Genomic DNA, 23,919 nt, shown 5'->3' with positions numbered 1-23,919 from the left:
CCTCATTGTTGCGTTCGCGTCAGCCGGCTTGTTTCACCCGCATGTACCACTCGACCAATCTTCGCACCTGGCGCTCGGTATAACCTCGCCCGACCATGCGTGCGACGAAATCGCCGTGCTTCTTCTCGGTCTCGCCGTCCTTCTTGGAACCGAACGAGATCACCGGAAGCAGGTCCTCAACTTGCGAGAATATACGCTTTTCGATGACTTCGCGGATCTTTTCGTAGGACGTCCATGCCGGATTCTTGCCACTGTTCTGGGCACGCGAGCGTAAGCTGAACTTGACGACCTCGTTGCGGAAGTCCTTCGGGTTGGCGATCCCGGCGGGCTTCTCGATCTTGGTCAGTTCCTGGTTGAGCAACTCGCGATTGAGCATCTGCCCGGTGTCGGGATCCTTGAAGTCTTGATCCTCGATCCAGGCGTCGGCGTAGTCGACGTAGCGATCGAACAGGTTCTGGCCGTAGTCGGAATAGGATTCCAGATACGCCTTCTGGATTTCGTTGCCGATGAACTCCGCATAGCGCGGCACCAGCTCGGCCTTGATGAATTCGAGATAACGCTTCTCGATTTCCTCGGCCAATTGTTCGCGCCGGATCGACTGCTCCAGCACGTACATCAGATGCACCGGATCGGCGCCGACTTCGGCGGTGTCGTGGTTGTAGGTCGACGCCAGAACCTTGAAGGCGAAACGGGTCGAAACGCCGTCCATGCCTTCGTCGACGCCGGCGGCGTCCTTGTATTCCTGCACGCTACGCGCCTTCGGATCGCTCTCCTTCAGGCTCTCGCCGTCATAGACGCGCATCTTGGCAAAGGTCGTCGAGTTCTCGTGCTTGCGCAGGCGCGACATCACCGAGAAACGCGCCAGCGTTTCCAGCGTCGACGGCGCGCAAGGCGCTGCGGCCAGTTCGGAGCCCGAGATCAGCTTCTCGTAGATCTTCTGCTCCTCGGTGACGCGCAGGCAGTACGGAACCTTGATGACGCAGATGCGGTCGATGAAGGCTTCGTTGTTCTTGTTGCCCTTGAAGCTCTGCCACTCCGCTTCGTTCGAGTGCGCGAGGATGACGCCGGTGAACGGGATCGCGCCTATATTCTCGCTGCCGATATAGTTGCCTTCCTGCGTCGCGGTGAGCAGCGGGTGCAACATCTTGATCGGCGCCTTGAACATCTCGACGAATTCGAGAATGCCCTGGTTGGAGCGGTTGAGGCCGCCCGAGTAGCTATACGCATCAGGATCGTTCTGCGCGTAGGTCTCGAGTTTGCGGATATCGACCTTGCCGACCAGCGAAGAGATGTCCTGGTTGTTCTCGTCGCCCGGTTCGGTCTTGGCGATCGCGATCTGGCGCAGTCGCGAGGGCTGGATCTTGGCGACGCGGAAGCGCGAGATGTCGCCGCCGAACGCCTCGAGCCGTTTCAGACACCACGGGCTCATCAGCCCGTTGAGACGCCGGCGCGGAATGCCGTACTTCTCCTCGATCATCGGACCGAGTTGCTCCGGATCGAACAGGCCGAGCGGAGATTCAAACACCGGAGAGAGTTCGTCGCCGGCTTTCAGCACGTAGATCGGGTGAACTTCCATCAGCGACTTCAACCGCTCGGCGAGCGATGACTTGCCGCCGCCGACCGGGCCGAGCAGATAGAGAATCTGTTTGCGCTCTTCGAGACCTTGCGCGGCGTGACGGAAGAAACCGACGATGCGCTCGATCGTTTCTTCCATGCCGTGGAAGCCGGCGAAGGCCGGATAGACGCGCATGGTCCGGTTCAAAAAAATACGGCCAAGGCGTGGGTCCCTGGCCGTGTCTATCATCTGAGGCTCACCGATCGCGGCTAGTAGTCGTTCTGCCGCATTCGCATATCGCATCGGATCTCCTCGACACGATTCTAGGTATTCCGCCATCGACATGTCGGTTTCGCTTCGCGCCTCGAACGATCTGGCGAAGGCGTTGAACAGAGAGTCGTTATACATTGATCCCGCTCCTCATCTGGTTTTTGGCATCGCTGAAACGCGTCATAACCACGTCGTCTAACGCTGCTGTACCGGCCCCTTCCGAATCAGTCTCAACTCTATCTTCCATTGGACACGCGACTGACTTCATGAGGCAATGCAAACCTTGTGCTAGATGATCCGCCACTGCGGAAATTAAGTTTATTCTTGGTCGATGTAGCTATCTCGCAACATCCGGGCCACTACTGGCACGCTCGGAAATGCATTAATCTTTTGTTAACTTATGCTTTCCTGAACGGCTTTAAAGTGCGTAGAATACCGTAGAGGCCGGCGTAAGCAGGGCGTAAGCGAGGCTTTAGCTTCACAAGCGCGGGACTGACGCGGCCCAGTGACGCGGTGAGTGGAACAAACGCGTGAGACAAGAGTCTTAAGCGCGCGTTTGGGCAGCGTACTTCGTTTTCTCCGCGGGCCGCGCGACAGCGGAAAGCATCTCCGACATCGCAAAGCATTCCCGACATTGGAAAGTGGCTCGCGACACATCTCGCGAGAGGCGTTCCAACTCTTCCCGCTTTCATTCGTGATCCGCTTATCCACCGCGTTTGTCCACTCGCCGGCTTACCCTGTCGCGCTTCAACTCCGCCGTTCGGCGGAATGCCCACCGCCTTCGCAAACCCTCCTTGGCGCCCGTTGCCGGTCATGGCCTGGCCACGACCCGATCATTGACCTGATCATTTCTTGGGCCGCGTCTGCGCGCTATTCGATCACCTGGCGACGGCCGCCGCAGAGCAAAAAACGCCCGCCAAAGGCGCCGGGATAGCCGAGGATCGCCCCGGATAGGCTGGCTTATTCGACCAGTGGATGAGGGGACGACCCGCTTTTGGACGGCCATTTCGGGGTATAGTTGCCGGTATACGTCACAACCGGTAGTAACGGCCCAACGCGGCTGCCCGCCATTTCAAGGGGCCGGCCGAACAGAGGCAATAACCGGCAAATTATTGCGCAAGGAACGGCCATGACTCCCAGTGCTGACATGTCGACGATTCTCAATCGTATTCTCGACACCGCGGCAGACAATTTGAGGGTCGCCAAGATCCTGATCCAGCTCGGGCTCGATCCCAACAACGTCACTTACGACGCGATCTTCAACCGCCTGTTAGAGCTGTTTCTTGCCAACATCACACTCGCCAATCTGTTCGCGCTGATCGGTGCGATCTTCTTTGTCGCAACCCTGCTGACGCAGACCATGGTCCCCTTGCGCGTCGCCAACATGTTCGGCTGCGCCTTCTTCGCCGGCTTCGGCGCGCTCGCCGGCAACATCACGACCTTCCTGCTCTACTTCCTGATGGTGCCGATCAACGCGTTTCGTCTGCGCCAGATGCTCAACCTCGTGAAGATGGCGCGCAGCGCCACCGAAGGCGACGCCTCGATGGAATGGCTGAAGCCGTTCATGACCGAGCGCAAGTATCGCAAGGGCGACGTGCTGTTCAAAAAGGACGAAGCCGCCAACGAGATGATGTTGACGATGACCGGAAAATTCCTGGTGAAGGAAATCGGCGTCGAGCTGCCGCCGGGCCGGCTGATGGGCGAACTTGGATTCCTTTCCCCCGACAACAAGCGCACGGCGACCGTGACCTGTCTGGAAGACGGCCATGTGCTCACCATCACCTATGAGAAGCTTCTGGAGATCTATTTCCAGAATCCGCAGTTCGGTTACTACTTCCTGGTGCTCACCAGCCAGCGGTTGCTGGAAAACATCGCCCGCCTCGAGGGCATCATCGCGCAGAACAAGATCGCCACGCAGCCGACGGCGAATTGAGAAACGGCATGCACAGGTTGCGAAGCGACGAACCGCTTGCGGTCGAGCTCACGGCGGTCGTCAAGGCTGGCGAGTTCGAACGACTCCGCGAGTTAATCGCATCAAATCCCGAGATTGCCTCCTGTGTGGTCGAAGATGCGAAAGGCGGCGGACGAACGCTGCTGCACCTGTTTGCCGATTGGCCAGGTCACAACCCCAATGCTGCCGCCATCGTGCAGACGCTTGCCGCGGCGGGCGCAGACCTCGATGCACCGGCGGTGTCGATGTGGCATAGGGAAACGCCGCTGCACTGGGCTGCGAGCAACGACGATGTAACGCTGGCTGACGCGCTGCTCGACGCCGGCGCCGACATCGAGCACGAGGGGTCCTCGATCGATGGCGGCCCGCCATTGTCGTCGGCTGTTGGGTATGGACAGTGGCAGGTGGCGCGCCGGCTGGTGAATCGCGGCGCGCAGACGCGCTTGTGGCACGAAGCGGCGCTGGGAATGCTGCCCGCGATCCAGCGGCGGTTCGAGGTTGAACCGGCGACGCAGACCGATGCGCTTCCAGGATCGTTCTGGAATGCCTGCCATGGCGGGCAACTCGCAGTTGCTCAATATCTGCTTGAGCGGGGCGCCGACCTCAACTGGGCTACGCCGTGGTCGGGGCAGACACCGCTCGATATCGCAGAGCAAACGGGACGAAGCGATGTGGTAGCATGGCTTCTCGAAAAAGGGGCCGTACACGGGAAATCAGCATGAAGGGATGGCGCGCTCGCATCGGATTTCTGGTGCCACCCGGAAATCCAACGCTCGAACCGGAAATGATGGAGCTCGCGCCGCAAGGCGTCTCGCTTCACTTCACGCGGATGCATGCCGAAGGTCCGGCCGGGACGCACGCCGGACAAGAAGAACGCAACCTGAGCCAGGTCGCGAGCGTGCCCGAATGCGTCAAGCTGCTCGCGATGGTGTCGCCGAAGGTCATCGCGATGGCGCATACAGCGACGAGCTATACGCTCGGCCAACAGCGCGAAGCCGAGCTTGTCGCGCAGATGGAAGCGTTGAGCGAGGCGCGCTTCATCACCGCCTTCGGCAGCGTGCTGGCGGCCTTTTCTCACCTTGGCGTGCGGCGCATCGCCTACGGCACGCCCTATTCCGCCGACATGACGGCGCGCGGACGGCAGCACCTCGAAACCTGCGGCCTCACGGTGGTCTCCTCGGGCCATCTGGCCAACGTGCGCAACATCTACGAGGAAAACAGCGAGCGCGCTTATGCGCTCGGCCGGCAGGTCGATCACGCGAACGCGGACGTGATCTTTCTCTCCGGCGTCGGCATGCCGACGCTCGAGGCGTTGCAGGCGCTGGAGGAAGACACCGGCAAGCCCGTGATCTCGGCCGCCTCCGCCATGATGTGGCATGCGCTGCGCACCGCGGGTGTCCATGGTAGCATCAAGGGCTATGGCCAGTTGCTCGAGGGTGGCTAGGTCGTGGCGAGTTCGGACAAACAATGGCGTATCGACTTCGCCAAACGCCTGAAGGGATTCCGGCTCCAGTTCCAGGCCTACAAGCCGCGCGGTGAAAATTCGGATCACGACCACTGCGCCGCCTGTTGGGCCAAATTCGCCGAGTTTGAAGGTTCCGATATCTTGCACGAAGGCTACGCGACCTGCGACGATTATCCGAGAGGCGCCCGCTATGAGTGGGTCTGCCAAACCTGCTTTGACGACTTGAAAGACGAGATGCAGTGGTCCACGGCCGCCAAATAGTCATCGGCCGCGGATTACCTGAACGAGGGCAGAGCCATGAACAAGCGCGGCTTGCAGATCGTAACAGCGTTGCTGGGCTTAATCCCGGTGCTGACCGGGATCGTCACCATGTTAGGCCTCGGCGATCCGCTTTACGCCTCGGCCGGAATCCCCGCGAATGCCCTGCTCGACAGCAACCTGAGATTCTTTGGCGGGATATGGCTGGGGCTGGGACTGGCGCTCTACTGGATCATTCCCAACATCGAAAAGCAGACGCTTCTGTTTCGTGTCCTGTGGGGCATGATTTTTCTGGGCGGCGTCGGACGATTGGCGTCGATGCTGTTTCTGGCTATCCCGCCGCTGCCTTTTGTCGGCTTTACGATTCTGGAGATCGTCGGCGCGCCGTTCTTCATCGGGTGGCAGGCGCGGATCGCACGGTGATGACTGCTTGATCGCTAGCCGGTCTTGAGCGCCGTCCATTCCATTGGATCAGCGCCTCGTGTCCAACGAAAACCCGCTCGCTGAAGCGTTGCTTCCAGATCGACTGAACAAAGACAGCCGTTCATGTCGCGGGAGCCGTCTTCCACCCACACAATATGGTCCACACCGCCAACTAACTCGGCAAGCTGGACAGGCGATTGATGGTCACGATCAAGGTAACGCACCGAGTTGCACATCCGAGCGATCCAAAACGCCAGTTGGCGACAGCCCCACATTCACATCGAAAGTGTTTAACAATTTCGCTCCCCGGAGGCTTCGCCTTGCGGCTTTCGGGCGGTTACAGGTCAGCCGTAATTCTACGGAACCATAACGGCCGGACGCCTTCAGCTTGCGCCGAAATTGATAGGGTCATCACAATCCGTAATACCCAAAGTACTACAACTTAAAGGAGACGACGTCGCAAATCGCTAACCATTTCATTCGATAGCGGTATTTCGCCGGCCGAAACGCGGCTTCGGCAACCTTTCGCAAACACCGCCCTGCTTACGCTTGGCCGTTCCAGAAGGAGATGAAGAGCAGAATATATGCTTGGAATTCGTGCCAATACCTCAGTGTCCTTCGGAACGTCAGCCAGGGAATCCAGGGGGGAATCGAAAGTCAGCGTCACATCCGACCACCCGCTGCTCACAGCGGCGGGTTCGGAAGTCGAGCGCCTGCGCGACCTGATTGCGCATTTGATGCACAAGACGGCGCACGATCCGCTGACCGCTCTCCCGACCCGCGGCGTGCTGCTCGAACAGCTTGAGCAGGAACTCAGGCGCGATCCTTCCGACGGCGCCGAGATCGCGATCCTGTTCGTCGACCTCGACAACTTCAAGCTCGTGAATGACTCGCTCGGCCATGGCAGCGGCGACGCCGTGCTGCGCGAAATGGCGAACCGCATCGTCGACTGCATCGGACCGGAAGATATCGCAAGCCGGTTTGGCGGCGACGAGATGGTCGTGCTGCACGTGCGCGCCGCCAACGATTCGAGTCTCGCTTTGGGCAACCGGATCCTCGCAAGCCTGACCGAGCCGATGCTCGTCTCCGGCAAGGAGGTCGTAGTCTCCGCAAGCGTCGGCGTGGCGCTGTGCAAGCCCGGCATGAAATCGGTCGAACAATTGTTGCGCGAGGCCGACACCGCACTTTATGCAGCCAAGGACCGCGGCCGTGCGCGGCTCGAACAATTCAACGACGAACTGCACGCCCGCGCCGAAAAGCGGATGCGGATCGAGTCGGATTTGCGCGCCGCGTTGCGCGAACAGCAACTTTTCGTCGAATATCAACCGCAGGTCCGCCTGAAGGACGGCTGCGTGGTCGGGGTGGAAGCGCTGGTGCGCTGGCGTCACCCCGAACACGGCGTCATTCCGCCCGGCGATTTCATTCCCGTCGCCGAAGAGTGCGGGCTCATCGTCAAGCTCGGACGCGAGGTGCTGAAGGAATCCTGCCGCCAGCTCGCCGAGTGGGCGAACCAGATGCCGGACCGTTCGCTGGCGATGACCGTGAACGTCTCGCCGCGCCAGATCGCGGAACCGAATTTCATCGCCGAGCTCCGCGAGGTTCTTTCCGAGACCGGCATCGACCCGACCGCGCTGTGCCTTGAAGTCACCGAAAGCATGATGATGAGCGCGCGGCAGGAAGTGATCGAGGTGCTGGAGCGGGTCCGGCAACTCGGCGTCTTCATCGCCATCGACGATTTCGGCACCGAGCACTCATCATTGTCCAGGTTGCGCGACATGCCCGCCGAGGTGCTGAAGATCGACCGCAGCTTCATCGACGGCCTTTCCAGCGAACCCGGCGACACCGCGATCGTGTCGTCGATCCTCAGCCTCGCTTACGCCATGGGCAAGCACACGATTGCCGAAGGCGTCGAAACGCGTGAACAGGCGGCGATCCTGCTGCGCATGGGCTGCGAAGTCGCCCAGGGCTACTTCTTCTCGCGGCCGGTGGCGGCCGACAAGATCGCGCCGATGCTTTCGACCGCGCTGTGGCAGCCGCGCGCGGCAGTGGCGCTGCATGGCGCCGATGCCACCGACGGCCCAGTGCGGCGCGGCCATCGCTACTTCATCGACGAATTCCTCCAACATATCGGCGCCCCGATGGGGACCAAGGCGGCAGGCCGGTCATGATTTCGCTCGTCATCGGTCTCAGCAATCTCGGGATTGGCATCGCCTATGCGGGCCTCGGCCTACTCGCCGCCTGGGAAACCGCAAGCCTGCACCGTTACCGTGGCTGGTCGCGTTTCGGGCTTGGTTTCTCGCTGATGGCCGCAAGCTGCGGTCCGCATCACCTCGTGCATGGCTGGCACGTGCTTCAGGGCGGCAGCATTTCGTGGCCGATGTTGGCGGCAACCGTGATCGGGCTGCCCGCCGGCCTTACCTTCGTCGGGCTGCGGCTCGAGCGGATGTGGGGCGGCCAGGGCGAGCGGGTGATCACGGCCTCGGCCGATCGCGTGGCCATGCTGGCGGGTGTGTTCGCACTTGCGACCGGTCTGCTGGCGGCCGGCGTCTTCGTCCAGCCCGCCGCAGACGCCCTGTGGCAGGTAGTGTGCACGTCGTCGGGTCTTGAACGGCGCGCGTCGTCCGGCGATGGTGGCGTCGACTTCACCTCGCTCAGCTTCGTCACCAACATCTTCGTCACCGTCACCTACGGCATGGTCGGCTGGTATCTGGCCGACTTCCAGGTGCGCCGCTATCTGACAACCAGCGCCTGGTCGCTGTCCGGCGTCTCGCTCACCGGCGTGTTCTTTACCTGCGCGCTGATGCATCTCGTCGATGCCTCCACGCATGGCGACGGCGCGATGCTGTTCTTCGATCTGCTGGGCATTCCCGCCTCGATCTACTTCCTCTGGGTGGTCAAGCTCGTGCACAACGACTCGGTGATGGACTGGAACAGGCGTCCGCTGGTCGGCGCCGCCGCCTCGCCCGCGCGCCCCTCGCCCTGGAGCGGCTACTCACTTTGACGATTTCCGGTGTGATTATTTCCGGCAACTCCACTTGCCGCGATGCGGAAAATTTTCTCTAGTTTATTCTCTGATTCGAAACAGCGCCGCGCCAGAATGGGTTCGAGATACGAGCTCAGCGCGGCCGCGTATTTCTGTGCAACCGGGTTTGATCCCTTCATGGAGGGTGCCATGTGGTTTGTAGCTGCAGCGCTCGCAGTCCTGTCCGCACTTTTCTACGCCGCCGGCAAGCACGAGATCGGCGACCTCGGCATCACCATGTGCCAATACGGCGGCACGTTCTGCGACAGCCCGCATTATGTGCTGGTTGGCGCTATCCTCGCCGGCGTCTGGGCCAAGTTCGTCAGCATAAGCTGACGCAGCGTGTAGCCTCGGCAGACGACCGCTGCATTGCGGCCGCGAACGCCGGCCAACGAAATCGATGCGCGTCTAACATTTGTTGAATCCCCCTTCGCTGGCGCCTGCTACGCTCTCCGCCGGGGAGAGCATCACAAATGCAGGACATGAAGGCGCATCTTGAGAAGCTGCGGGCGGACGCAGCCGAATGCGCGCTGATCCGCGACCTGGCGACCGATCCCGACAAACGAGAGCTGTTTAGACGGCTGGCCGAACATCTGACGACGCTGGCCGGCGACATCGAGGCCGTGATCGCGGCCAAACTCGGCGGCGCCGAAGACCAAACCGGCTGAATCGGCAGTGTTTTCGCTAGCCACGCCACGCCGCTGACATTTGTTGGAACCGGACGGTTCCTTGCGGGTTCTCTTGTCCGAAGGCGGGTCGGAATTCCCTGAAAGGCCGGAGCTAGCAGTGTCCAGCGATGCGATCCGCGCAGCGCTCGTCCAGCGGTTGCGTATCTCATCCGGAATATCGGATGAGGACGTCAGCGCAATCCTGGCTTTGCCCATTTCGGTGAAGCAATACGCAGCGGAGCGGTCCGTGGTCAGCGACGGCCAGCGGGCGACCGATTGCTGCCTGATCGCCGAGGGCTTTTGCGTGCGCTCCAAGACCATCGCCGACGGCAGGCGGCAGATCCTGTCGATCCACATCCCGGGCGAAATTCCCGATCTCATGAGCCTGTTCCTGCACGTGATGGATCACGACCTCGTCACGCTGACACCGTGCACACTGGGCTTCATCAGCCATGAGACGTTGCGAAAGCTGCACTTCCGCAGGCCGAACGTCGCCGAGATCTTCTGGCGCGATACGCTGATCGACGCCGCGATGTTCCGCGAATGGATCGTCAATGTCGGCCAGCGCCCGGCGCCGGCGCGGCTTGCTCACGTCATGGCCGAGCTGCGCGAGCGTCTCAAGATAATCGGACGCGCGCAGACCAACAGTTTCGAGATGCCGCTCACCCAGGAGCAGATCGGCGAGGCGATCGGGATCACCGCCGTGCACGCCAACCGCGTGATCAGGCAGTTGCGTGAGGACGGCGTCGTCGACCTTCACCGCGGGCGCGTCACCGTGCTCGATGAGGCGAAATTTCAGGAACTTGCGGACTTCGACAACCGATATCTTCATCAGTCGCCCGCAACGTGATCCGATCCATTGAGTGGACGAGCACTTTCTAGTGCACGATGCCGGGTTCAGGATTTGGGGGATCTGCTCGCTTCGGCCCGAGTGGATCAGGCTCGAGCTGGGATTTCGGCGGCGTCGGCGCCACGTTCGCGCCAACGGCATGCGCGGACTCGCCCGTCGTCTGATAGGTCGCGATACGAGAATCCTGTGCATGCGGACGCGCCCACGGACCGTGATCGACCACCAGCATCGCCAGCATTCCGAAAATCGCGACGCCGAGCGCAACCGATACCGGTCGCACACCTCTATGCTTCGCCTGATCGAAGATCATTCGAACACCTCGCCTGTCGTTTCCTCCAAACACCAATGATGCGCGGCGGCAATGGTTCCGCGTTTCAGTGCTCCGGAGGGATCGCGTTGGTCGGCGTCGGGCGGTCTGATATCTGCTGGCCGAACAGGCTTCCGATCAATTCCACGACGCTGCGCGCGGTGCGGCCGCGCTCGTCGAGGAACGGATTGAGTTCCACGATATCGAGCGAATGCACGATGCCGGAATCGTGCAGCAGCTCCATGATCAGATGCGCCTCGCGATAGGTCGCGCCGCCCGGCACCGTGGTGCCGACGCCGGGCGCGACTTCGGGATCGAGAAAGTCGACATCGAAACTCAGATGCAGCACGCCGTCCACCGCCTTCACCTTGTCGATGACGCGGCGGATCAACACACTGACGCCGAACTCGTCGATCTTGCGCATGTCGACGACGCTGATACGGCGAAGCTTGACGAGGTCTTTTTCGAGCTTGTCGATCGAGCGGGTGCCGAACAACTCCAGCCGGCTCGAATCGATCGGTGCACGCGGCTCGCGCCCGAGCAGGCTGTCGAGTCCCGCCTCGCCGCACAGGAACGCCGCCGACATGCCGTGCATATTGCCGGTGATCGTGGTCGCGGGCGTGTTGTAATCGGCATGCGCGTCGAGCCACATCACGAACAGCTCGCGGCCGGTCTCGCGGCAGTGGCGCGCCACGCCGTTGACCGACCCCATCGAGAGCGAATGATCGCCGCCGAGAAAGATCGGAATGGCGCCGGTTCGCGCAAGCTCATAGGCGCGTGAGCTGATGGTATGGATCCAGCGCTGGATTTCCCGATAGTGCTTGGTGTTTTCCGGCGGAGTGTCCTCGAGCGCGGGAACATTCTTGACCGAAAGATTGCCGTGGTCTTCGACCGCAAAGCCGAGCCCTTCGAGCAAGGTCAAAAGGCCTGCGGTCCGAAGCGCGTCCGGCCCCATCAGCGTTCCCATTTGCGACGCCCCGATCTCGATTGGCGCGCCGAGAACGGCGATTTTTTTCGCTGGAGCGGAAGATGTCATGGGCTCGTCATCCTCACCATTCGCTTTCAGGGTCCGCGGCGAGAGGCCAGAGCGCCCTGGCAACAACGCGAAACAGCTTCGACTTCTCGCCGCAAGCCTCTCCGACTTTAACCGCAAGCCGCCGATTCTGACATTCCGGTAAATGTACGGAGCCGATCAACCCGCCGCACCTGGCATCGGAAAAAGGTTTAACAAGCCGCATCGCAGCTTGATCTTATTCCAGGCAAAGCAGAAAAGTACCGTCGGGTCATCAATCTGAGGTTTCCGGGGTTTTCCGGCCCTTGTTTGGGATTTGGGGGAATGAACGAGGACGACGACAACCGGATTGCTGCCCGGCATCGCGTGCTGAAAGGCGCCAAGATCGAATTTGGCGGCAGCGCAATCGACTGCACGATCAGAAACCTCTCCGACACCGGCGCAGCGCTTGACGTCACAAGCCCGGTCGGAATCCCCACCGATTTCACGCTGGTGGCGGAAGGCATTCGCCGGCCGTGCCGGGTGGTCTGGCGCAAGGAAAAGCGCATCGGCATCACCTTCGATACGGTGTGATCGGCCATCTCCGCAAAACGTAAGAGTCGTCGCACCGCGAATCAGCCAATAGTTGCGCCGATGACCGCCAGACCAAATCACGCGCCTGCGCCGGCCTGGGCACCGCGCCTCATGCAGGAGGCGCGGCTCGCCGAGCTCGACGCGCAATTGGCTTTGCCTGGCGATGCGCCGGCGCGGCTGCAAAGCGAAATCGAGCGCGCGGCGCTGCTCGGCGCGCTCGATCGGAATGCGCAGGCGCAGGCGGCATTCATCGACATCCTGCGCCGGCATCCGACGCATTTCAGCGCGCTCAACGAATTCGGAACGTGGCTTGCCGCCGAGGGCGCGATCGATGCCGCCTGCCGCGTCTATGCGGAGGCGATCCTGCACCATCCCGACAATCCGATGGCGCGCGTCAATCTCGGCAATCTCTTGCTTCGCGCCAACCGCCATGCGGAAGCGCGCGTGCATTACGAGGCGGCGCTGAAAGCCGATCCCGATCACGCCGCCGCCCACCAGGGCATGGGCGCGGTGCTCGCCGACGAGGGCGATCGCGACGGCGCGCTGGCGCATTTCAGGAAGGGCTTTCGCGGCCATGCGGTCTCGACGCTGCCCTATCGCGGCAGTGGTCCGCCGATCCCGCTGCTGCAACTGGTGTCCTCCGGCGGCGGCAACATTCCGACCGCGCCGTTTCTCGACGACTGCGTGTTCATGACCACGGTGGTGGTGGCCGACCATCTCGATCCCGCAACGCCATTGCCGCCGCACCGGCTGATCTTCAACGCCATCGGCGATCCCGATTTGTGCCAGCCGGCGCTTCAAGCCGCGATCCGCCTGACCGCGCAGAGCACAGCGCCGGTCATCAACGATCCGCACGCGGTGATGACGACCGGGCGCATCGACAACGCCGCACGGCTTGCCGGCCTGCGAGGGGTGATCACCGCCAGGACGCTCGCGGTGAGCCGCGCAACTCTCGCCGGTGCGGAAGCCGCCGCCTGGCTTGGCGCCAACGGTTTTGCGTTTCCGTTATTGCTGCGCTCGCCCGGCTATCATACTGGGCGCAACTTCGTGCTGGTGGAGAAAGCCGCCGATCTCGCCACAGCGGTCGCGGCACTGCCGGGCGAGGAGCTTCTCGCGATCGAATATCTCGACGCGCGGGCTGCGGACGGCAGCGCGCGCAAGTATCGCGTGATGATGATCGGCGGCGAGTTGTTTCCGCTGCATCTGGCGATTTCGCGAAACTGGAAGGTGCACTACTTCACCTCCGACATGGCCGATCACCCCGATCATCGAAAGGAGGAAATGGCTTTCCTGGAAAACATGGGCGGCGTGCTCGGCGACAAGGCCATGGCCGCGCTGCATGCGATCTGCACCCGGCTGTCCCTCGATTATGGCGGGATCGATTTCGCCCTGAATGCGGATGGCGACCTTCTGCTGTTCGAGGCCAACGCCACCATGGTGATCGCAGCCCCGCCCGACAACGACCCGCGCTGGGCCTACCGGCGCGGCGCGATATCGGCCGCGGTCGAGGCCGTGGTCGCGATGATCAGGCAACGCGCTGGCGTGGCGCTCCCGGCGAATGTTGAACAACACGGCTAGTGGTCCGATTCTAACATTCGCATCCCTTCTCAGCGACCACTTTTGCGAATGTACTCGCGGCTAGGCGGGTAGCGAATGTCAAATCCACTCCACTTAGAACCGCAGGCTGCGAAGATGCGACCAATGGTTGGGCGGCATTTGACGCTCCAGCGAGGTCAAGCCCTTATGTTGCAAAGCAAAAAGATTGCAGCTATCCAAAATTTAATTCGGGTGAACGCCGGCTCCCAACTGCTGGTTGCCGCGTTTAATCACCATGTGTCGAGGCGGAGAGGGATAAAAAGATGAAACGGGCCTTGATCGTCCTGGCCTGCATCATTGCCGTCGCCGGCGGGCTCTACGTCGCCGGCAGCAAGTGGGCCATTCGCCATGACACGCTCGAGCTGTTCGACGCGACGCGGCAGCGGCCGGTCGCGGTCGACCTTGCCGTGCGCCGCGACTACGAGACGCGCGCCAACGAGGGCACGCGCATCCTGCCGGTCGCCATCATCAGCAACGGCAACACGGTGAAGAACACCGAATATTCGTTCCTGGAAAACGTGCTGGCCGCGCGCGGCTATCTCGTCGCCAGCATCCAGCAGGACCTGCCGAGCGATCCGCCGCTGGTCACCAAACTGGGCCAGCCTTATGTCGGCCGCCTCGAGGTCTACAAGCGCGGCGAGGCCAACATCATCTTTGTGCTCGGCGAGCTGAAGAAGGTCCAGCCGAATGCCGACTACAACCATCTGACGCTGGTCGGGCATTCCAACGGCGGCGACATCGCGATGTTCACCGCCAAGGAGCACCCCGAGCTGGTGTCGAAGGTGATCACGCTCGACAACCTGCGCGTCCCCTTCGTCCTCAACGACAAGATGAAGATCCTGTCGTTCCGCTCGGACGATCCGAACTTCAAGGCCGATCCCGGCGTGCTGCCGACGCCTGAGCAGGCCAAGGCCGAGGGCATCGACATCGTCAAGACGCCGTTCCAGCACACCTGGATGAGCGACCGCGGCCCGGAAAATGCGCGCGAGCAGATTCAGTCGACGCTCAACAAGTTCCTTGGCGAGTCGGCAGCCAGCGACCTGTCGCCGGTGCCGACCGACAATCTCCTAATCACCAAAATGGGACCGGGTCCGTATCCATAACCTTCGCGCGGGCCTTCGGCCACCGGCGACGTCAGGCCAATCCCGCCGATGTCAGGGAACCCAGTGGAACTTGAAGCGTGCCCAAGGATTGAGCCACTAAGCTCCTCTATCGGTGGGAGAATCAGCGCGCGCTAAATCGTATCAAGCGTGTCAGGAATCGGACATACTGCCGTCAGTTGCGGATATCGTTGGTTGCGTCGGCATATCTCGTTGAAGAAGAGAAGGGAATTCGAGGAAGCGAAAGAGGGTGCCATGCTGGACGTTCCAAAGCCGACACCGACATGTACGAGTTCGCAGACCACGACCGAGATAACCTGCATCAAGTGCAACGATCGGATGAGACTGATGCTGATCGAACCGAGGGACGAACGCTTTAACTTCGTCACTTACCATTGCGGTGGATGTTCGTCGAACGAGAGTTTCCTGAAGACGATCTGATCCAACACCTCGCTTTCGAGACGCGCGTTAGCAATCAGCGACAAGCTGGCTTGCGGCCTTCGAAAAGCCGCGCGCTTCCTGCGACTCCGCGGGCTTAAAACTTCGGCTTCATCGTGTCCTTGGCGGCCGACATCACGTCGCCGGTGATCTGCCGCATGTGTTCGCCGGCATTGGTGAACTGACTCCGCAAGAACTCCGACTGGATTTGCAGCGCCTGCTGAAGGTCGGTCGCATGCACGAGCTTGCGCGCATGTTCGAACGCGGCCTTCATGTTCTGCTCGGTAAACGACAGCGCCTGCTTGGAGATTTCCGTGCCCGGACTCGGGATCGCGCCGACGGATTTGGCGGCCGCCTCGAAAAACATGCCGAACGCCCGCTCGGCCTGGTCAATGGTCTTTTCGGCCAGATCGCGCAGCTCGGCCGGCACTTCGAGTTTCGGTTCGGACATCGGCAGTATCCTCTTTTCCTGTGGGCCCATTTTTTTAAGGATTAGCACAGATAAAGAGCCGAAGCGACCGGACGAATTTTTTAAGGTGCGTTTCCTCCATGGCACTCGCAGTGCCATGCGAACCCTTCCCCGCAAGGTTCAGATTGCATTCAGATTTGGCGCTCTAAGCCTGATCGCGGGGGCATCGATTTTTTGACAGGAGAACCCATGACCTTAAGGCGATTGATGACTGCTTGTGTGATCGCGGCCGGCATTGCCGGATCGGCTTCGATGGTTGCTTCCCCCGCCCGCGCCCAAAGCGCCATGGAGGCGGAAATCATCGGCTTCCATCAGCTCTGCGAAAAGGGTGACCGCAAGGCCTGCATCCGGTTCGGCATCCTGATCGGCCGCAACGAACAGCGTAACGCCGATTGGCGCCGGGCACACGCCGACTGGTTCTGGTTCGAACGCTAGACCCGACTGCGGAGAGGCCGCCGCGACCTGCGGCCTCTTCCTTCAAAATCCAATTACGTGAAACTGGCAAGATGTTCTTTAGAGCAATTCTTTGCGAGCCATTCGTGCGACAGGCGCGCAGTGTCGGCGAAACGCGATCAGGACGGCTGATCGTCAGCGCGGTGTGAATCGGCCGCTGACGCCACCCGGAAGCGGCGCGGGATCGGTGGCAAGTTGCTCCACGAGCGCCAGCACCTCGGAGCGCTGCGACGGCGAAAGCTTGATAAAGGCCTTCCACAGTCGCAAACCCTGCACGGTTTCGCTGGAAGGAAAACCGAGCGTGGCGCTGACTTCAGAAGCAGATGTGCGATTTTTCATCCCGTGCCTTCTCGCCAACTATTTCCACGCGGACATCAAACAAGCCGCAAGCGCTACGTGAAAAGTATGCCAAGGAAGATCAGCCCGAGCAAGTTATGTCGGCAGTTGTGCATGACGGAACTTGCGCAGAGGTAGCATTTACCGCTTCATACTCGTTTCGTTGCGCCAGCCGCGCATCACCGTGGCGTGTGGCGCACCACATCCTCCGATCGCACGATCTGGACTCACAACGCTGGCATGAACTGGACCCACTGTGGGCCGTCGAGATCGCTCAACAGCCGACAACAGGATGCAACCGGAACCAGGTTGTATCTGGTATCCACTACTACCCGCCGTCCGCCAATGGAAATGCCGACCCGTTCTCGGTGTGTTACGCGGTCACGAGCGGCCGCTAAACACTTTTAAGTGACACTTTTTCGACTATGCGGCTGAAAGCTGTCGAAATAATCGCGTCCAGTCGCTGTTCCCATCAAGACAGATGCTGTTCCCATCAAGACAGATAACGACATGGATTTCTTTGATGCCCCAAGCTGCCCTGCTCTCGCTCACGACCTCGGTCCCGCCCCATTGTTTCCAGCAGAAGGACGTTCTGGAGGCGGCGTGGGAGGTCTTCGGCAGTCGCTTTCCCGACTATGACCGCTTCGCCAGCATTTATGCCAACACCGGGATCGTCAAGCGCTACGGTGTCAAGCCGTTCGACTGGTATCTGACCCAGCGCGGCTGGCCGGAGCGCTCGGCAGCGTTCTTTGAAGGCGCCGAAGCCTTGTTCATCGAGGTCGCGAACAAAGCGCTGGCTGATGCCGGCCTCAAGGCGACGGATGTCGACACCGTCGTCACGGTTTGCTCGACCGGAATTGCAACGCCGAGTCTTGATGCGCGCGTCGCCAAGCGCATGGGCTTTCGCTCTGACGTCTCGCGGGTGCCGGTGTTCGGGCTTGGCTGCGCCGGTGGCATCTCCGGCCTGTCGATTGCTTCCCGTCTGGCGCAGGCGCGACCCGGCAGCAATGTGCTGATGGTCGCAGTCGAACTCTGCTCGCTCGCCCTTCGGCTCGATGAACTCTCGAAAGCCAACATCATCGCCACCAGCCTGTTCGGCGACGGCGCCGCCGCGATCGTGCTGCGCGCCGGTGATGGCGGCGAGACGCTGATCGAAGCTGCCGGCGAGCATCTCTGGCCCGACACGCTGGATGTCATGGGGTGGAGCGTCGATCCCTTGGGGTTTGGCGTGATCCTTCGCCGCACCGTGCCGGAATTCGTCACGACCCAGCTCAAACCCGCGCTGATACAAATTCTTTCGCGCATGGATCTGTCGATCGCCGATTTCGACAAATTCATCTGCCATCCCGGCGGCGCCAAGGTGATCGATGCGATCGAAACCGCGCTCTCACTTGATCAGGGCACGCTTGAGCATGAACGGGGCGTGATTGCCGACTATGGCAACATGTCGGCACCGACCGTGCTGTTCATCCTTGAGCGCGCTCGCGCAAAAGGATTGCCACGGCGTTCGCTGCTGACCGCGCTCGGCCCCGGCTTCACCGCCAGTTGCGTGTCGTTGCGGCACGCGGCGTGACGACGGCGGAAATCCTCCTTGCGCTTGTGACGGTCCAGCGCGGCCTCGAGCTCGTGCTGGCCCGCCGCAACACCGCGCAACTCAAGGCGCGCGGCGCGGTCGAGATCGCATCCAGTCATTATCCGCTGCTGGTCGCACTCCACGCTTCATGGCTGGCCTCGCTCTGGGTCTTCGGACACGATCAGCCGGTCAATCCGGTCGTGCTGCTCGCCTATCTCCTGCTTCAGGTCTTGCGCGTCTGGGTGATGGCGACGCTGGGTTCGCGCTGGACGACGCGTATCATCGTGTTGGCGAACGCGCCGCTGGTCACCTCCGGCCCTTACCGCTATCTCCGCCATCCGAATTATGCCGTGGTCGCCGGCGAAATCGCCGCGCTGCCGTTGACGCTGCACCTGCCCGGCATCGCCCTCTTCTTCACGATCCTCAACGCGCTCGTGCTGTTCATCCGCATCCGCGCGGAAAATCGTGGCCTTGCGTCGTGGCGCGCCTTGAGCGAGGAGCGCGCCACATGAGCCTTGCCACATGAGCCTTGCCTTGCACGCGCAAGCACGGGAGGACGCCGGTTTTGCGACCTGGGCAGGCTTCCTCCTGATGTGCCTTGGCATGTTCATGGCGATCCTCGACATCCAGGTCGTCGCAACGTCGCTGCCCGCGATCCAGCGAGCACTCGAGATTTCGCGCGACGCGATGAGCTGGATCCAGACCGCCTATCTGATCGCCGAGATCACCGCGATCCCCCTGACCGGCTGGCTGACGCGCACGCTGACACTGCGCTGGCTGTTCGTCGCCGCGATCGCACTGTTCACGGTCTCCTCGATCGGTTGTGCGGCGAGCGACAGTTTCGCGACGCTGATTTGTTGCCGCGTGCTGCAAGGCTTTGCCGGTGGCGCGCTGATCCCGGCGGTGTTCTCCGCGGTGTTCTTGTTGTTTCCGCTGCGCCTGCATCCCGTTGCGACCACCATCGCCGGTGTCGTCGCGGTGCTGGCGCCGACCATAGGCCCCATCGTCGGCGGCTGGATCACCGAGACATGGTCGTGGCACTGGCTGTTCCTCATCAACGTCGCGCCCGGCGTGCTCGCTGCCGCCGCCACGCCGTTTCTGCTGCCGCAGGACAAGACCGATCTCGCCGAATTCAGAAACCTCGATGTTCTCTCGCTGATCCTGATGGCGATTTCGCTCGCCACGCTCGAGCTCGGCCTCAAGCAGGCACCGCTTGACGGCTGGCTCGCGCTGCGGCCGCTGCTCTTGTTCATAGGCAGCCTCGCGAGCGGCGCGATCTTCATCAAGCGGACGATCATGGCTGCGCATCCGGTCGTCGAACTCACGACGCTGGCCGCGCGCCCCTTCGCGGTCGGATGCGCCCTGAGCTTTTGCCTCGGCGTCGGCCTGTTCGGCTCGGTCTATCTGATGCCGGTGTTTCTTGCCTACGTTCGCCGCCACGATGCGTTCGAGATCGGCAGCATCATGCTGGTGACGGGCACCGCGCAACTGATCGCAGCGCCGGTCGCGGGCTATCTGGAGAGCCGGCTCGATCCGCGCAAGCTATCGGCGTTTGGCTTTGCGCTGTTTGCGCTCGGATTGGCGTTGAGCTTCTTCCAGGGCCGAACCGCCGATTTCGACGAGATGTTTCTCCCGCAGGTCCTGCGCGGCGTCGCCATCATGTTCTGCCTGTTGCCGCCGACGCAACTCGCGCTCGGCGCGCTCACCGCAGCGCAAGTGCCGGATGCAAGCGGGCTCTTCAACCTGATGCGCAACCTCGGCGGCGCGATCGGGATTGCGGCGATCGACACCATTCTTTATGGCCGCACCATCGGCCACGGCGAAGCGTTGCGCGATCGCCTGATCGCGGGCGACGTCAGCGCGGCACGGGCGATCGGGCTCGACGAACAGCTCTTCCTGCATCCGCCTCCCGATGTGACACAAGCGACGATCGAGGCCTATGTCCGCCCGATGGTCGAGCGCGCCGCCCTTGCGATGTCGGTGAACGAGGCCTGGGCGATGCTGGCTATGGTTGCCACGATTGCCTTGATTTCGGTCTGGTGTTTGGGCAAGCCGAACGTCGAACACTCGAACGATAGCGAATGTCAAAATCCGCTCCACGCGTGGCAGCCTCTTAAGAATTTGTTGGCAAGAGGTAGGCGATGCAAAGACGGTCCCGAAGCATCGCGCAAACTTGTGAAGCTTGATGAGTAAAACGTCCCGACGCATTCAGAACAAGAATGAGGCGCCGCGGCGCCCCCAAGGCAGGCCGATCATGATGCGGCTGCTGACGCTGGCACTCCCGCTGGTCTTTATCGCCGGCGTCGTTGTTGCGCAGAAAGATTCGAGCCGGAGCGCACTCGCCAAGGACGCAAGTTCCGCTTCCCAGCACCAGCGCGAGCCAACCTATGCCGTTCAGATTCCGCGCGGCTCGAACGGCGAGTTTGCCGTGCAGGCCAGAATCAACGGGATTGCCGCCGCGATGGTGGTCGATACCGGAGCGACTTCGGTGGTTCTGACTTATGAAACCGCGAAGGCGGTCGGTCTGCCGCTGGAGATGCTCGAGTACAACATCGACGTTCAAACCGCCGGCGGGCACACCAAGGCGGCGCGTCTCTGGCTCGATCGACTGGTGATCGGAAAGCTGGTTGAACGCAACGTGCCAGCGTTGGTGGTGCCGCAAGGCCTGATGAAGACGAACCTGCTCGGCATGAGCTTTCTGGACCGGCTCGAGGGTTTTGAAGTCCGCGCCGACCAACTGATGTTGCGCGGCTTTCAGGAGCCGGTCGTCTGGAACGTCGGCCGCCGCAGTCTGGTCCTCAAATAAACGCCATCTGGAAGCGCAAGCGCTTTGCGCTTGTCGCGAGGGAAAACCGCTACACGCTTTTCCGGATCATGCTGTTCCAGAAATTACCTGCATGGATTTTGCTGGCTCGATGATGCCCACCATTGCCATCGCGAGGCGCCGCCGGACCAACAGGACGCCGGCAGGAGCTTGAGATTCGACGTCGATGGCGCCGGTTCTGAAGCCGATCGTTCGGCAAGCTTCGGCGCCTCAGCCACCTTCGACGCTTCAATGACCTTCGGCGGCTCAGCGGGCACCGCTCCCTCACTCACCTTCGGCTTGGGACGAGAGACCGATTCCTTCGGCAGCCTCGGAGAACCGCCTGCTATGTCGGCCTCCCCTGCTCCACCGACCGGCATGCGGCTCGCGACCGGCGCCGGCCGCGGCGGTGGAGGCGGACCATCCCTCACGACGATCGGCCGGCTGCCTTGCGGTGGTGGCGGCGGACCATCCCTCACAACCATCGGCCGGCCGCCTTGCGGCGGTGGCAGCGGCAGCGGCGGCTCAGGCGCGTCCAAGGCTTCCCGATAACGCACCGTGCTCGGCATCGGCGGGTTCGCGCCCCGCAATGCCGCGATCTGCCCCGGCGACGGCGGCTCGGCGGGACGCCCTTTGTCGGTTATTTCGATCGTCGTCCTCGCCGGCCCTTCCTGTTGCACGAGATCAAACAGAATTGCCGCATGATGGGGATGCAGCCGCACGCAGCCGTGGGATGCGGGCCCGCCAAGCCGATCGATCGCGTAGCTGCCGTGGATCGCATAGCCATGGTGGAAGAAGATCGAGAACGGCATCGGCGAGTCGTAATACGCCGAGGAGAACCAGTTGCGCTCCAACCGTTGCGGAGCATAGACCCCGTTTGGGGTTTGCATGTTGTCGCGGCCCGTCGAGACGGGCCACATGTAACGAATGTAACCGTCCTGGATGACGAGCATGCGCTGCGTCGCTTTATCGACGAGGATGTCGAGCTTGGCTTCGGCGGTATCGATGCTGATGAACCATGCCAGCGTTGCAGCCAGCACGACCGCATGGCCACGCATGGATAACCCCCGAATCTTGCGATGCGCCATAAAGCAATTGAATCGGGGACTAATCAGGGTGCCTTTTTGACCAAAGTGGGTGTCGAATTTGGGCGCAAAATGGATCGCGTGCGGAGAGATCGCTAACGCCTTGTACGGCCAGCGGTTAGCGACGGGTGCAAATCGTTTACCGCGTTCCGAAACGCGCGATGCGCATCACCGTGCCGACGTCTCAGCCAAGCGTGAGCGGCGTACCGGCCAAACCGCAATATCCCTTACGCAACTCCGGCGCACGCGGCGCATTGGCTTCCCATCGCCACATCATGCAGCCGGCTCCCTGGCACCGGTAGAAGTGCCCCCTCATCTCGTGATGCAAGCGCGGGAAAAACATCCGGTACAGCATGTTTCTGATGCGGGCTCTGGGTCCTGCATTGACGCGATTAAAGGCAAACTGCTTAGGATCCAGGCGAAGCCGGACCATGGGGCACCACCTTTTCATCACGGCGTCTTCTTCGGTCACGAGCATTGGAAATTCTCCGTTCGCATGACGATCAGATGACGGCGTTGATCGATGCGCGTGCCGGCTCGCCGTCGAAGCCAGCGAAAGCTTTCGTGTTTTTTCGCCCGTAGCCGACTGGCCCTCACCGCCCCTCACCGCTTTCCGACACACCGGCCTTGAAACTCTCCAATTAAAGCCCCGAAAAATTCGCGAATCAGGCCTACGTGCAACGCGCAAGGGGTAGCAATGGGGTTCGAAGGATCAAGTCCACTCTGGAACTACAATCCCAAATGAGCGCGCGCATTGCGAGCAACAGGCCACTCGACTCGTAGGTCGCATTGAGCTTGCCGCACATCCAGCACATTGCGGTGTGGGATGAGCTGGCGCATTGCTACGCGCAATCATCAAGACAAGGTTTTTGAGCGTTTCGGTTGTAGCGGGAGATATAGGCAGTGAACTTTGGCTTTGTCGCTTCGCTCCTTGTGATTATCGTCGCGGTCCTCAGCGTCTTCATCGAGATACCGATCGTCAGCAACTACGCGTTCTGGTTCGCCGTTGGTGCCTACATTATTCTTGCAGGCACCGCGTTCGATTGAGATATCCGAAGGCGAGATGCGACGAGGCTGCGGCCTCGGCGCACCCGGCATCGATGGTTGGCGGACCAGACTGAAAGCTAGTAGTCGCCCTCATACGGGACGGGTTCCGGCGGCCGCGGCGGTGCCTCGTATCCATCGCCGTACGACCCATCGACATATGGCGCCGGCCAGCGGCGGCCGATACCGCCATAGCCGTAGCCCCAGGTCGTCGGCCGGTAGCCTCCATACGGATAGTAGCCATAGGGACGACGGTAGCCGTAGGGATTGTAGCCGTAGTGACGGCGATAACCCCCATACCCGTAGCGCCGCTCGACATACTCGCGTTCGACGTAGCGACGCTCATAGATGAGGTGCGAGCGGCACGAGTAACATCCATAGTGGCGGCGATAGACCGGATAGGGCCGATAGACCGGGTAGCCGCAACGGTACGAGCAGGGATTGGGGCCGTAGCCGCCGTCCTCATAGTAACCGGCTTGCGCGGGCGCCGTGATCACGAACGATCCAAGCATTGCGAAGGTGCCGGCTGCGATCATTGCCCATCGTCGAGGCGCCGATGGTCGAGCGCTGACAGTACTGTTCATTGTAAAACTCCAACATGCGCGCGCTGATCGATGCAGCGTTGTGGCAAAAAAAATGGGACCAAAGTGCGACCGGTTGCGCGCACG

General features: G+C 61.5%; 28 protein-coding genes. 20 read left to right on the top strand and 8 right to left on the bottom strand.

From position 1 onward, the window contains the following. Nucleotides 1-19: 19 nt before the first annotated feature. The gene (locus BUA38_RS24055; protein ID WP_072821803.1) at nt 20-1,963 is read right to left on the bottom strand and encodes a PrkA family serine protein kinase; all 1,944 of its coding nucleotides are present in this window, start codon (nt 1,961-1,963) and stop codon (nt 20-22) included. 991 nt (nt 1,964-2,954) lie between these two features. Between BUA38_RS24055 and BUA38_RS24050 the strand changes: the two genes are divergently transcribed. From BUA38_RS24050 to BUA38_RS24000, 10 genes are all read left to right on the top strand, one after another. Further along, nucleotides 2,955-3,758 carry a Crp/Fnr family transcriptional regulator gene (locus BUA38_RS24050; RefSeq protein ID WP_083587736.1) on the top strand — a complete coding sequence of 268 codons (804 nt, stop codon included), beginning with the start codon at nt 2,955-2,957 and terminating at the stop codon, nt 3,756-3,758. A gap of 8 nt (nt 3,759-3,766) precedes the next feature. Next, a complete protein-coding gene (locus BUA38_RS24045; protein WP_072821801.1) occupies nt 3,767-4,498 on the top strand; it encodes an ankyrin repeat domain-containing protein in 732 nt (243 codons plus the stop codon). After that, nucleotides 4,495-5,220, top strand: a complete 726-nt coding sequence (locus BUA38_RS24040) for a maleate cis-trans isomerase family protein (RefSeq protein WP_072821799.1) — start codon at nt 4,495-4,497, stop codon at nt 5,218-5,220. The genes BUA38_RS24045 and BUA38_RS24040 overlap by 4 nt, the downstream gene beginning before the upstream one ends. Nucleotides 5,221-5,223: 3 nt before the next feature. Then, nucleotides 5,224-5,502, top strand: coding sequence for a hypothetical protein (locus tag BUA38_RS24035; protein WP_072821797.1), 279 nt, complete (start codon nt 5,224-5,226; stop codon nt 5,500-5,502). A gap of 36 nt (nt 5,503-5,538) precedes the next feature. Continuing rightward, nucleotides 5,539-5,922, top strand: a complete 384-nt coding sequence (locus tag BUA38_RS24030; protein ID WP_072821795.1) for a DUF4345 domain-containing protein — start codon at nt 5,539-5,541, stop codon at nt 5,920-5,922. 584 nt (nt 5,923-6,506) lie between these two features. Next, nucleotides 6,507-8,090 carry a putative bifunctional diguanylate cyclase/phosphodiesterase gene (locus tag BUA38_RS24020; protein WP_083587735.1) on the top strand — a complete coding sequence of 528 codons (1,584 nt, stop codon included), beginning with the start codon at nt 6,507-6,509 and terminating at the stop codon, nt 8,088-8,090. Then, on the top strand, nt 8,087-8,923 hold the full coding sequence (locus BUA38_RS24015) for a hypothetical protein (protein WP_072821782.1): 837 nt from the start codon (nt 8,087-8,089) through the stop codon (nt 8,921-8,923). Before BUA38_RS24020 ends, BUA38_RS24015 begins: the two co-directional genes overlap by 4 nt. Before the next feature lie 171 nt (nt 8,924-9,094). After that, entirely contained in the window at nt 9,095-9,280 is a 186-nt protein-coding gene (locus tag BUA38_RS24010; RefSeq protein ID WP_072826383.1) for a hypothetical protein, read from the top strand. A 137-nt stretch (nt 9,281-9,417) separates the two neighbouring features. Continuing rightward, a complete protein-coding gene (locus BUA38_RS24005) occupies nt 9,418-9,612 on the top strand; it encodes a hypothetical protein (protein ID WP_072821780.1) in 195 nt (64 codons plus the stop codon). A gap of 118 nt (nt 9,613-9,730) precedes the next feature. After that, entirely contained in the window at nt 9,731-10,462 is a 732-nt protein-coding gene (locus BUA38_RS24000) for a Crp/Fnr family transcriptional regulator (protein ID WP_072821777.1), read from the top strand. 28 nt (nt 10,463-10,490) lie between these two features. Here the strand turns inward: BUA38_RS24000 and BUA38_RS23995 are convergent, their stop codons facing one another. Continuing rightward, entirely contained in the window at nt 10,491-10,772 is a 282-nt protein-coding gene (locus tag BUA38_RS23995) for a hypothetical protein (protein WP_072821774.1), read from the bottom strand. Nucleotides 10,773-10,836: 64 nt separating this feature from the next. Continuing rightward, on the bottom strand, nt 10,837-11,805 hold the full coding sequence (gene rocF / locus BUA38_RS23990) for an arginase (protein WP_072821769.1): 969 nt from the start codon (nt 11,803-11,805) through the stop codon (nt 10,837-10,839). 300 nt (nt 11,806-12,105) lie between these two features. On the opposite strand from rocF, the gene BUA38_RS23985 reads away from it, so the two are divergent. The 4 genes from BUA38_RS23985 to BUA38_RS23970 all read left to right on the top strand — a co-directional run bounded on the left by BUA38_RS23985 (nt 12,106) and on the right by BUA38_RS23970 (nt 15,491). Beyond that, nucleotides 12,106-12,354, top strand: a complete 249-nt coding sequence (locus BUA38_RS23985) for a PilZ domain-containing protein (RefSeq protein WP_072821767.1) — start codon at nt 12,106-12,108, stop codon at nt 12,352-12,354. 60 nt (nt 12,355-12,414) lie between these two features. Continuing rightward, the gene (locus tag BUA38_RS23980) at nt 12,415-13,932 is read left to right on the top strand and encodes a tetratricopeptide repeat protein (RefSeq protein ID WP_083587734.1); all 1,518 of its coding nucleotides are present in this window, start codon (nt 12,415-12,417) and stop codon (nt 13,930-13,932) included. Between the two features lie 281 nt (nt 13,933-14,213). Further along, nucleotides 14,214-15,053 carry an alpha/beta hydrolase gene (locus BUA38_RS23975; protein WP_072821763.1) on the top strand — a complete coding sequence of 280 codons (840 nt, stop codon included), beginning with the start codon at nt 14,214-14,216 and terminating at the stop codon, nt 15,051-15,053. A 252-nt stretch (nt 15,054-15,305) separates the two neighbouring features. Next, nucleotides 15,306-15,491, top strand: a complete 186-nt coding sequence (locus tag BUA38_RS23970; protein ID WP_156898688.1) for a hypothetical protein — start codon at nt 15,306-15,308, stop codon at nt 15,489-15,491. A 94-nt stretch (nt 15,492-15,585) separates the two neighbouring features. Here BUA38_RS23970 and BUA38_RS23965 read toward each other — a convergent pair whose 3' ends face one another. Further along, on the bottom strand, nt 15,586-15,939 hold the full coding sequence (locus BUA38_RS23965) for a phasin (protein WP_072821759.1): 354 nt from the start codon (nt 15,937-15,939) through the stop codon (nt 15,586-15,588). A 207-nt stretch (nt 15,940-16,146) separates the two neighbouring features. On the opposite strand from BUA38_RS23965, the gene BUA38_RS23960 reads away from it, so the two are divergent. After that, nucleotides 16,147-16,392 (top strand): hypothetical protein, encoded by a 246-nt coding sequence (locus BUA38_RS23960; RefSeq protein WP_156898687.1) that lies wholly within the window; start codon nt 16,147-16,149, stop codon nt 16,390-16,392. A gap of 153 nt (nt 16,393-16,545) precedes the next feature. Here the strand turns inward: BUA38_RS23960 and BUA38_RS23955 are convergent, their stop codons facing one another. Continuing rightward, on the bottom strand, nt 16,546-16,749 hold the full coding sequence (locus BUA38_RS23955) for a hypothetical protein (protein ID WP_072821756.1): 204 nt from the start codon (nt 16,747-16,749) through the stop codon (nt 16,546-16,548). A gap of 520 nt (nt 16,750-17,269) precedes the next feature. On the opposite strand from BUA38_RS23955, the gene BUA38_RS23950 reads away from it, so the two are divergent. The 4 genes from BUA38_RS23950 (at nt 17,270) to BUA38_RS23935 (ending at nt 21,125) form a co-directional block, all read left to right on the top strand. Then, a complete protein-coding gene (locus BUA38_RS23950) occupies nt 17,270-18,319 on the top strand; it encodes a type III polyketide synthase (RefSeq protein WP_072821754.1) in 1,050 nt (349 codons plus the stop codon). Then, complete coding sequence (locus BUA38_RS23945) at nt 18,316-18,831, top strand: isoprenylcysteine carboxyl methyltransferase family protein (protein WP_072826382.1); 516 nt, start codon at nt 18,316-18,318, stop codon at nt 18,829-18,831. The genes BUA38_RS23950 and BUA38_RS23945 overlap by 4 nt, the downstream gene beginning before the upstream one ends. Nucleotides 18,832-18,841: 10 nt before the next feature. Beyond that, entirely contained in the window at nt 18,842-20,512 is a 1,671-nt protein-coding gene (locus BUA38_RS23940; protein ID WP_072821752.1) for a DHA2 family efflux MFS transporter permease subunit, read from the top strand. A 61-nt stretch (nt 20,513-20,573) separates the two neighbouring features. After that, nucleotides 20,574-21,125, top strand: a complete 552-nt coding sequence (locus tag BUA38_RS23935; protein WP_072821750.1) for a TIGR02281 family clan AA aspartic protease — start codon at nt 20,574-20,576, stop codon at nt 21,123-21,125. Nucleotides 21,126-21,208: 83 nt separating this feature from the next. Here BUA38_RS23935 and BUA38_RS23930 read toward each other — a convergent pair whose 3' ends face one another. Beyond that, a complete protein-coding gene (locus BUA38_RS23930) occupies nt 21,209-22,180 on the bottom strand; it encodes a L,D-transpeptidase (RefSeq protein WP_072821748.1) in 972 nt (323 codons plus the stop codon). 211 nt (nt 22,181-22,391) lie between these two features. Next, the gene (locus BUA38_RS23925; protein ID WP_072821746.1) at nt 22,392-22,685 is read right to left on the bottom strand and encodes a hypothetical protein; all 294 of its coding nucleotides are present in this window, start codon (nt 22,683-22,685) and stop codon (nt 22,392-22,394) included. 425 nt (nt 22,686-23,110) lie between these two features. Here BUA38_RS23925 and BUA38_RS37655 point away from each other — a divergent pair, with 425 nt between their 5' ends. Continuing rightward, complete coding sequence (locus BUA38_RS37655; RefSeq protein WP_172806079.1) at nt 23,111-23,254, top strand: hypothetical protein; 144 nt, start codon at nt 23,111-23,113, stop codon at nt 23,252-23,254. Nucleotides 23,255-23,331: 77 nt separating this feature from the next. Here the strand turns inward: BUA38_RS37655 and BUA38_RS23920 are convergent, their stop codons facing one another. Then, the gene (locus BUA38_RS23920) at nt 23,332-23,835 is read right to left on the bottom strand and encodes a hypothetical protein (RefSeq protein ID WP_172805949.1); all 504 of its coding nucleotides are present in this window, start codon (nt 23,833-23,835) and stop codon (nt 23,332-23,334) included. Nucleotides 23,836-23,919 lie beyond the last annotated feature (84 nt).

It is taken from the genome of Bradyrhizobium erythrophlei, from assembly GCF_900142985.1.
Classification (GTDB): Bacteria; Pseudomonadota; Alphaproteobacteria; order Rhizobiales; family Xanthobacteraceae; genus Bradyrhizobium; species Bradyrhizobium erythrophlei_B.
This window is presented reverse-complemented; position numbering and strand designations above follow the sequence as displayed.

Bases quoted from the DNA above. Each gene is read 5' to 3' on its own strand.
- BUA38_RS23920 (WP_172805949.1), bottom strand. From the start codon at position 23,835: ATGAACAGTACTGTCAGCGCTCGACCATCGGCGCCTCGACGATGGGCA.
- BUA38_RS23980 (WP_083587734.1), top strand. From the start codon at position 12,415: ATGACCGCCAGACCAAATCACGCGCCTGCGCCGGCCTGGGCACCGCGC.
- BUA38_RS23965 (WP_072821759.1), bottom strand. From the start codon at position 15,939: ATGTCCGAACCGAAACTCGAAGTGCCGGCCGAGCTGCGCGATCTGGCC.
- BUA38_RS24005 (WP_072821780.1), top strand. From the start codon at position 9,418: ATGCAGGACATGAAGGCGCATCTTGAGAAGCTGCGGGCGGACGCAGCC.
- BUA38_RS24055 (WP_072821803.1), bottom strand. From the start codon at position 1,963: ATGTATAACGACTCTCTGTTCAACGCCTTCGCCAGATCGTTCGAGGCG.
- BUA38_RS23930 (WP_072821748.1), bottom strand. From the start codon at position 22,180: ATGCGTGGCCATGCGGTCGTGCTGGCTGCAACGCTGGCATGGTTCATC.
- BUA38_RS24020 (WP_083587735.1), top strand. From the start codon at position 6,507: ATGCTTGGAATTCGTGCCAATACCTCAGTGTCCTTCGGAACGTCAGCC.
- BUA38_RS23955 (WP_072821756.1), bottom strand. From the start codon at position 16,749: ATGAAAAATCGCACATCTGCTTCTGAAGTCAGCGCCACGCTCGGTTTT.
- BUA38_RS23950 (WP_072821754.1), top strand. From the start codon at position 17,270: ATGCCCCAAGCTGCCCTGCTCTCGCTCACGACCTCGGTCCCGCCCCAT.
- rocF (WP_072821769.1), bottom strand. From the start codon at position 11,805: ATGACATCTTCCGCTCCAGCGAAAAAAATCGCCGTTCTCGGCGCGCCA.
- BUA38_RS23925 (WP_072821746.1), bottom strand. From the start codon at position 22,685: ATGCTCGTGACCGAAGAAGACGCCGTGATGAAAAGGTGGTGCCCCATG.
- BUA38_RS23970 (WP_156898688.1), top strand. From the start codon at position 15,306: ATGCTGGACGTTCCAAAGCCGACACCGACATGTACGAGTTCGCAGACC.
- BUA38_RS23985 (WP_072821767.1), top strand. From the start codon at position 12,106: ATGAACGAGGACGACGACAACCGGATTGCTGCCCGGCATCGCGTGCTG.
- BUA38_RS24050 (WP_083587736.1), top strand. From the start codon at position 2,955: ATGACTCCCAGTGCTGACATGTCGACGATTCTCAATCGTATTCTCGAC.
- BUA38_RS23975 (WP_072821763.1), top strand. From the start codon at position 14,214: ATGAAACGGGCCTTGATCGTCCTGGCCTGCATCATTGCCGTCGCCGGC.
- BUA38_RS23935 (WP_072821750.1), top strand. From the start codon at position 20,574: ATGATGCGGCTGCTGACGCTGGCACTCCCGCTGGTCTTTATCGCCGGC.
- BUA38_RS24010 (WP_072826383.1), top strand. From the start codon at position 9,095: ATGTGGTTTGTAGCTGCAGCGCTCGCAGTCCTGTCCGCACTTTTCTAC.
- BUA38_RS24030 (WP_072821795.1), top strand. From the start codon at position 5,539: ATGAACAAGCGCGGCTTGCAGATCGTAACAGCGTTGCTGGGCTTAATC.
- BUA38_RS23940 (WP_072821752.1), top strand. From the start codon at position 18,842: ATGAGCCTTGCCTTGCACGCGCAAGCACGGGAGGACGCCGGTTTTGCG.
- BUA38_RS23995 (WP_072821774.1), bottom strand. From the start codon at position 10,772: ATGATCTTCGATCAGGCGAAGCATAGAGGTGTGCGACCGGTATCGGTT.
- BUA38_RS24040 (WP_072821799.1), top strand. From the start codon at position 4,495: ATGAAGGGATGGCGCGCTCGCATCGGATTTCTGGTGCCACCCGGAAAT.
- BUA38_RS23960 (WP_156898687.1), top strand. From the start codon at position 16,147: ATGACCTTAAGGCGATTGATGACTGCTTGTGTGATCGCGGCCGGCATT.
- BUA38_RS24045 (WP_072821801.1), top strand. From the start codon at position 3,767: ATGCACAGGTTGCGAAGCGACGAACCGCTTGCGGTCGAGCTCACGGCG.
- BUA38_RS24015 (WP_072821782.1), top strand. From the start codon at position 8,087: ATGATTTCGCTCGTCATCGGTCTCAGCAATCTCGGGATTGGCATCGCC.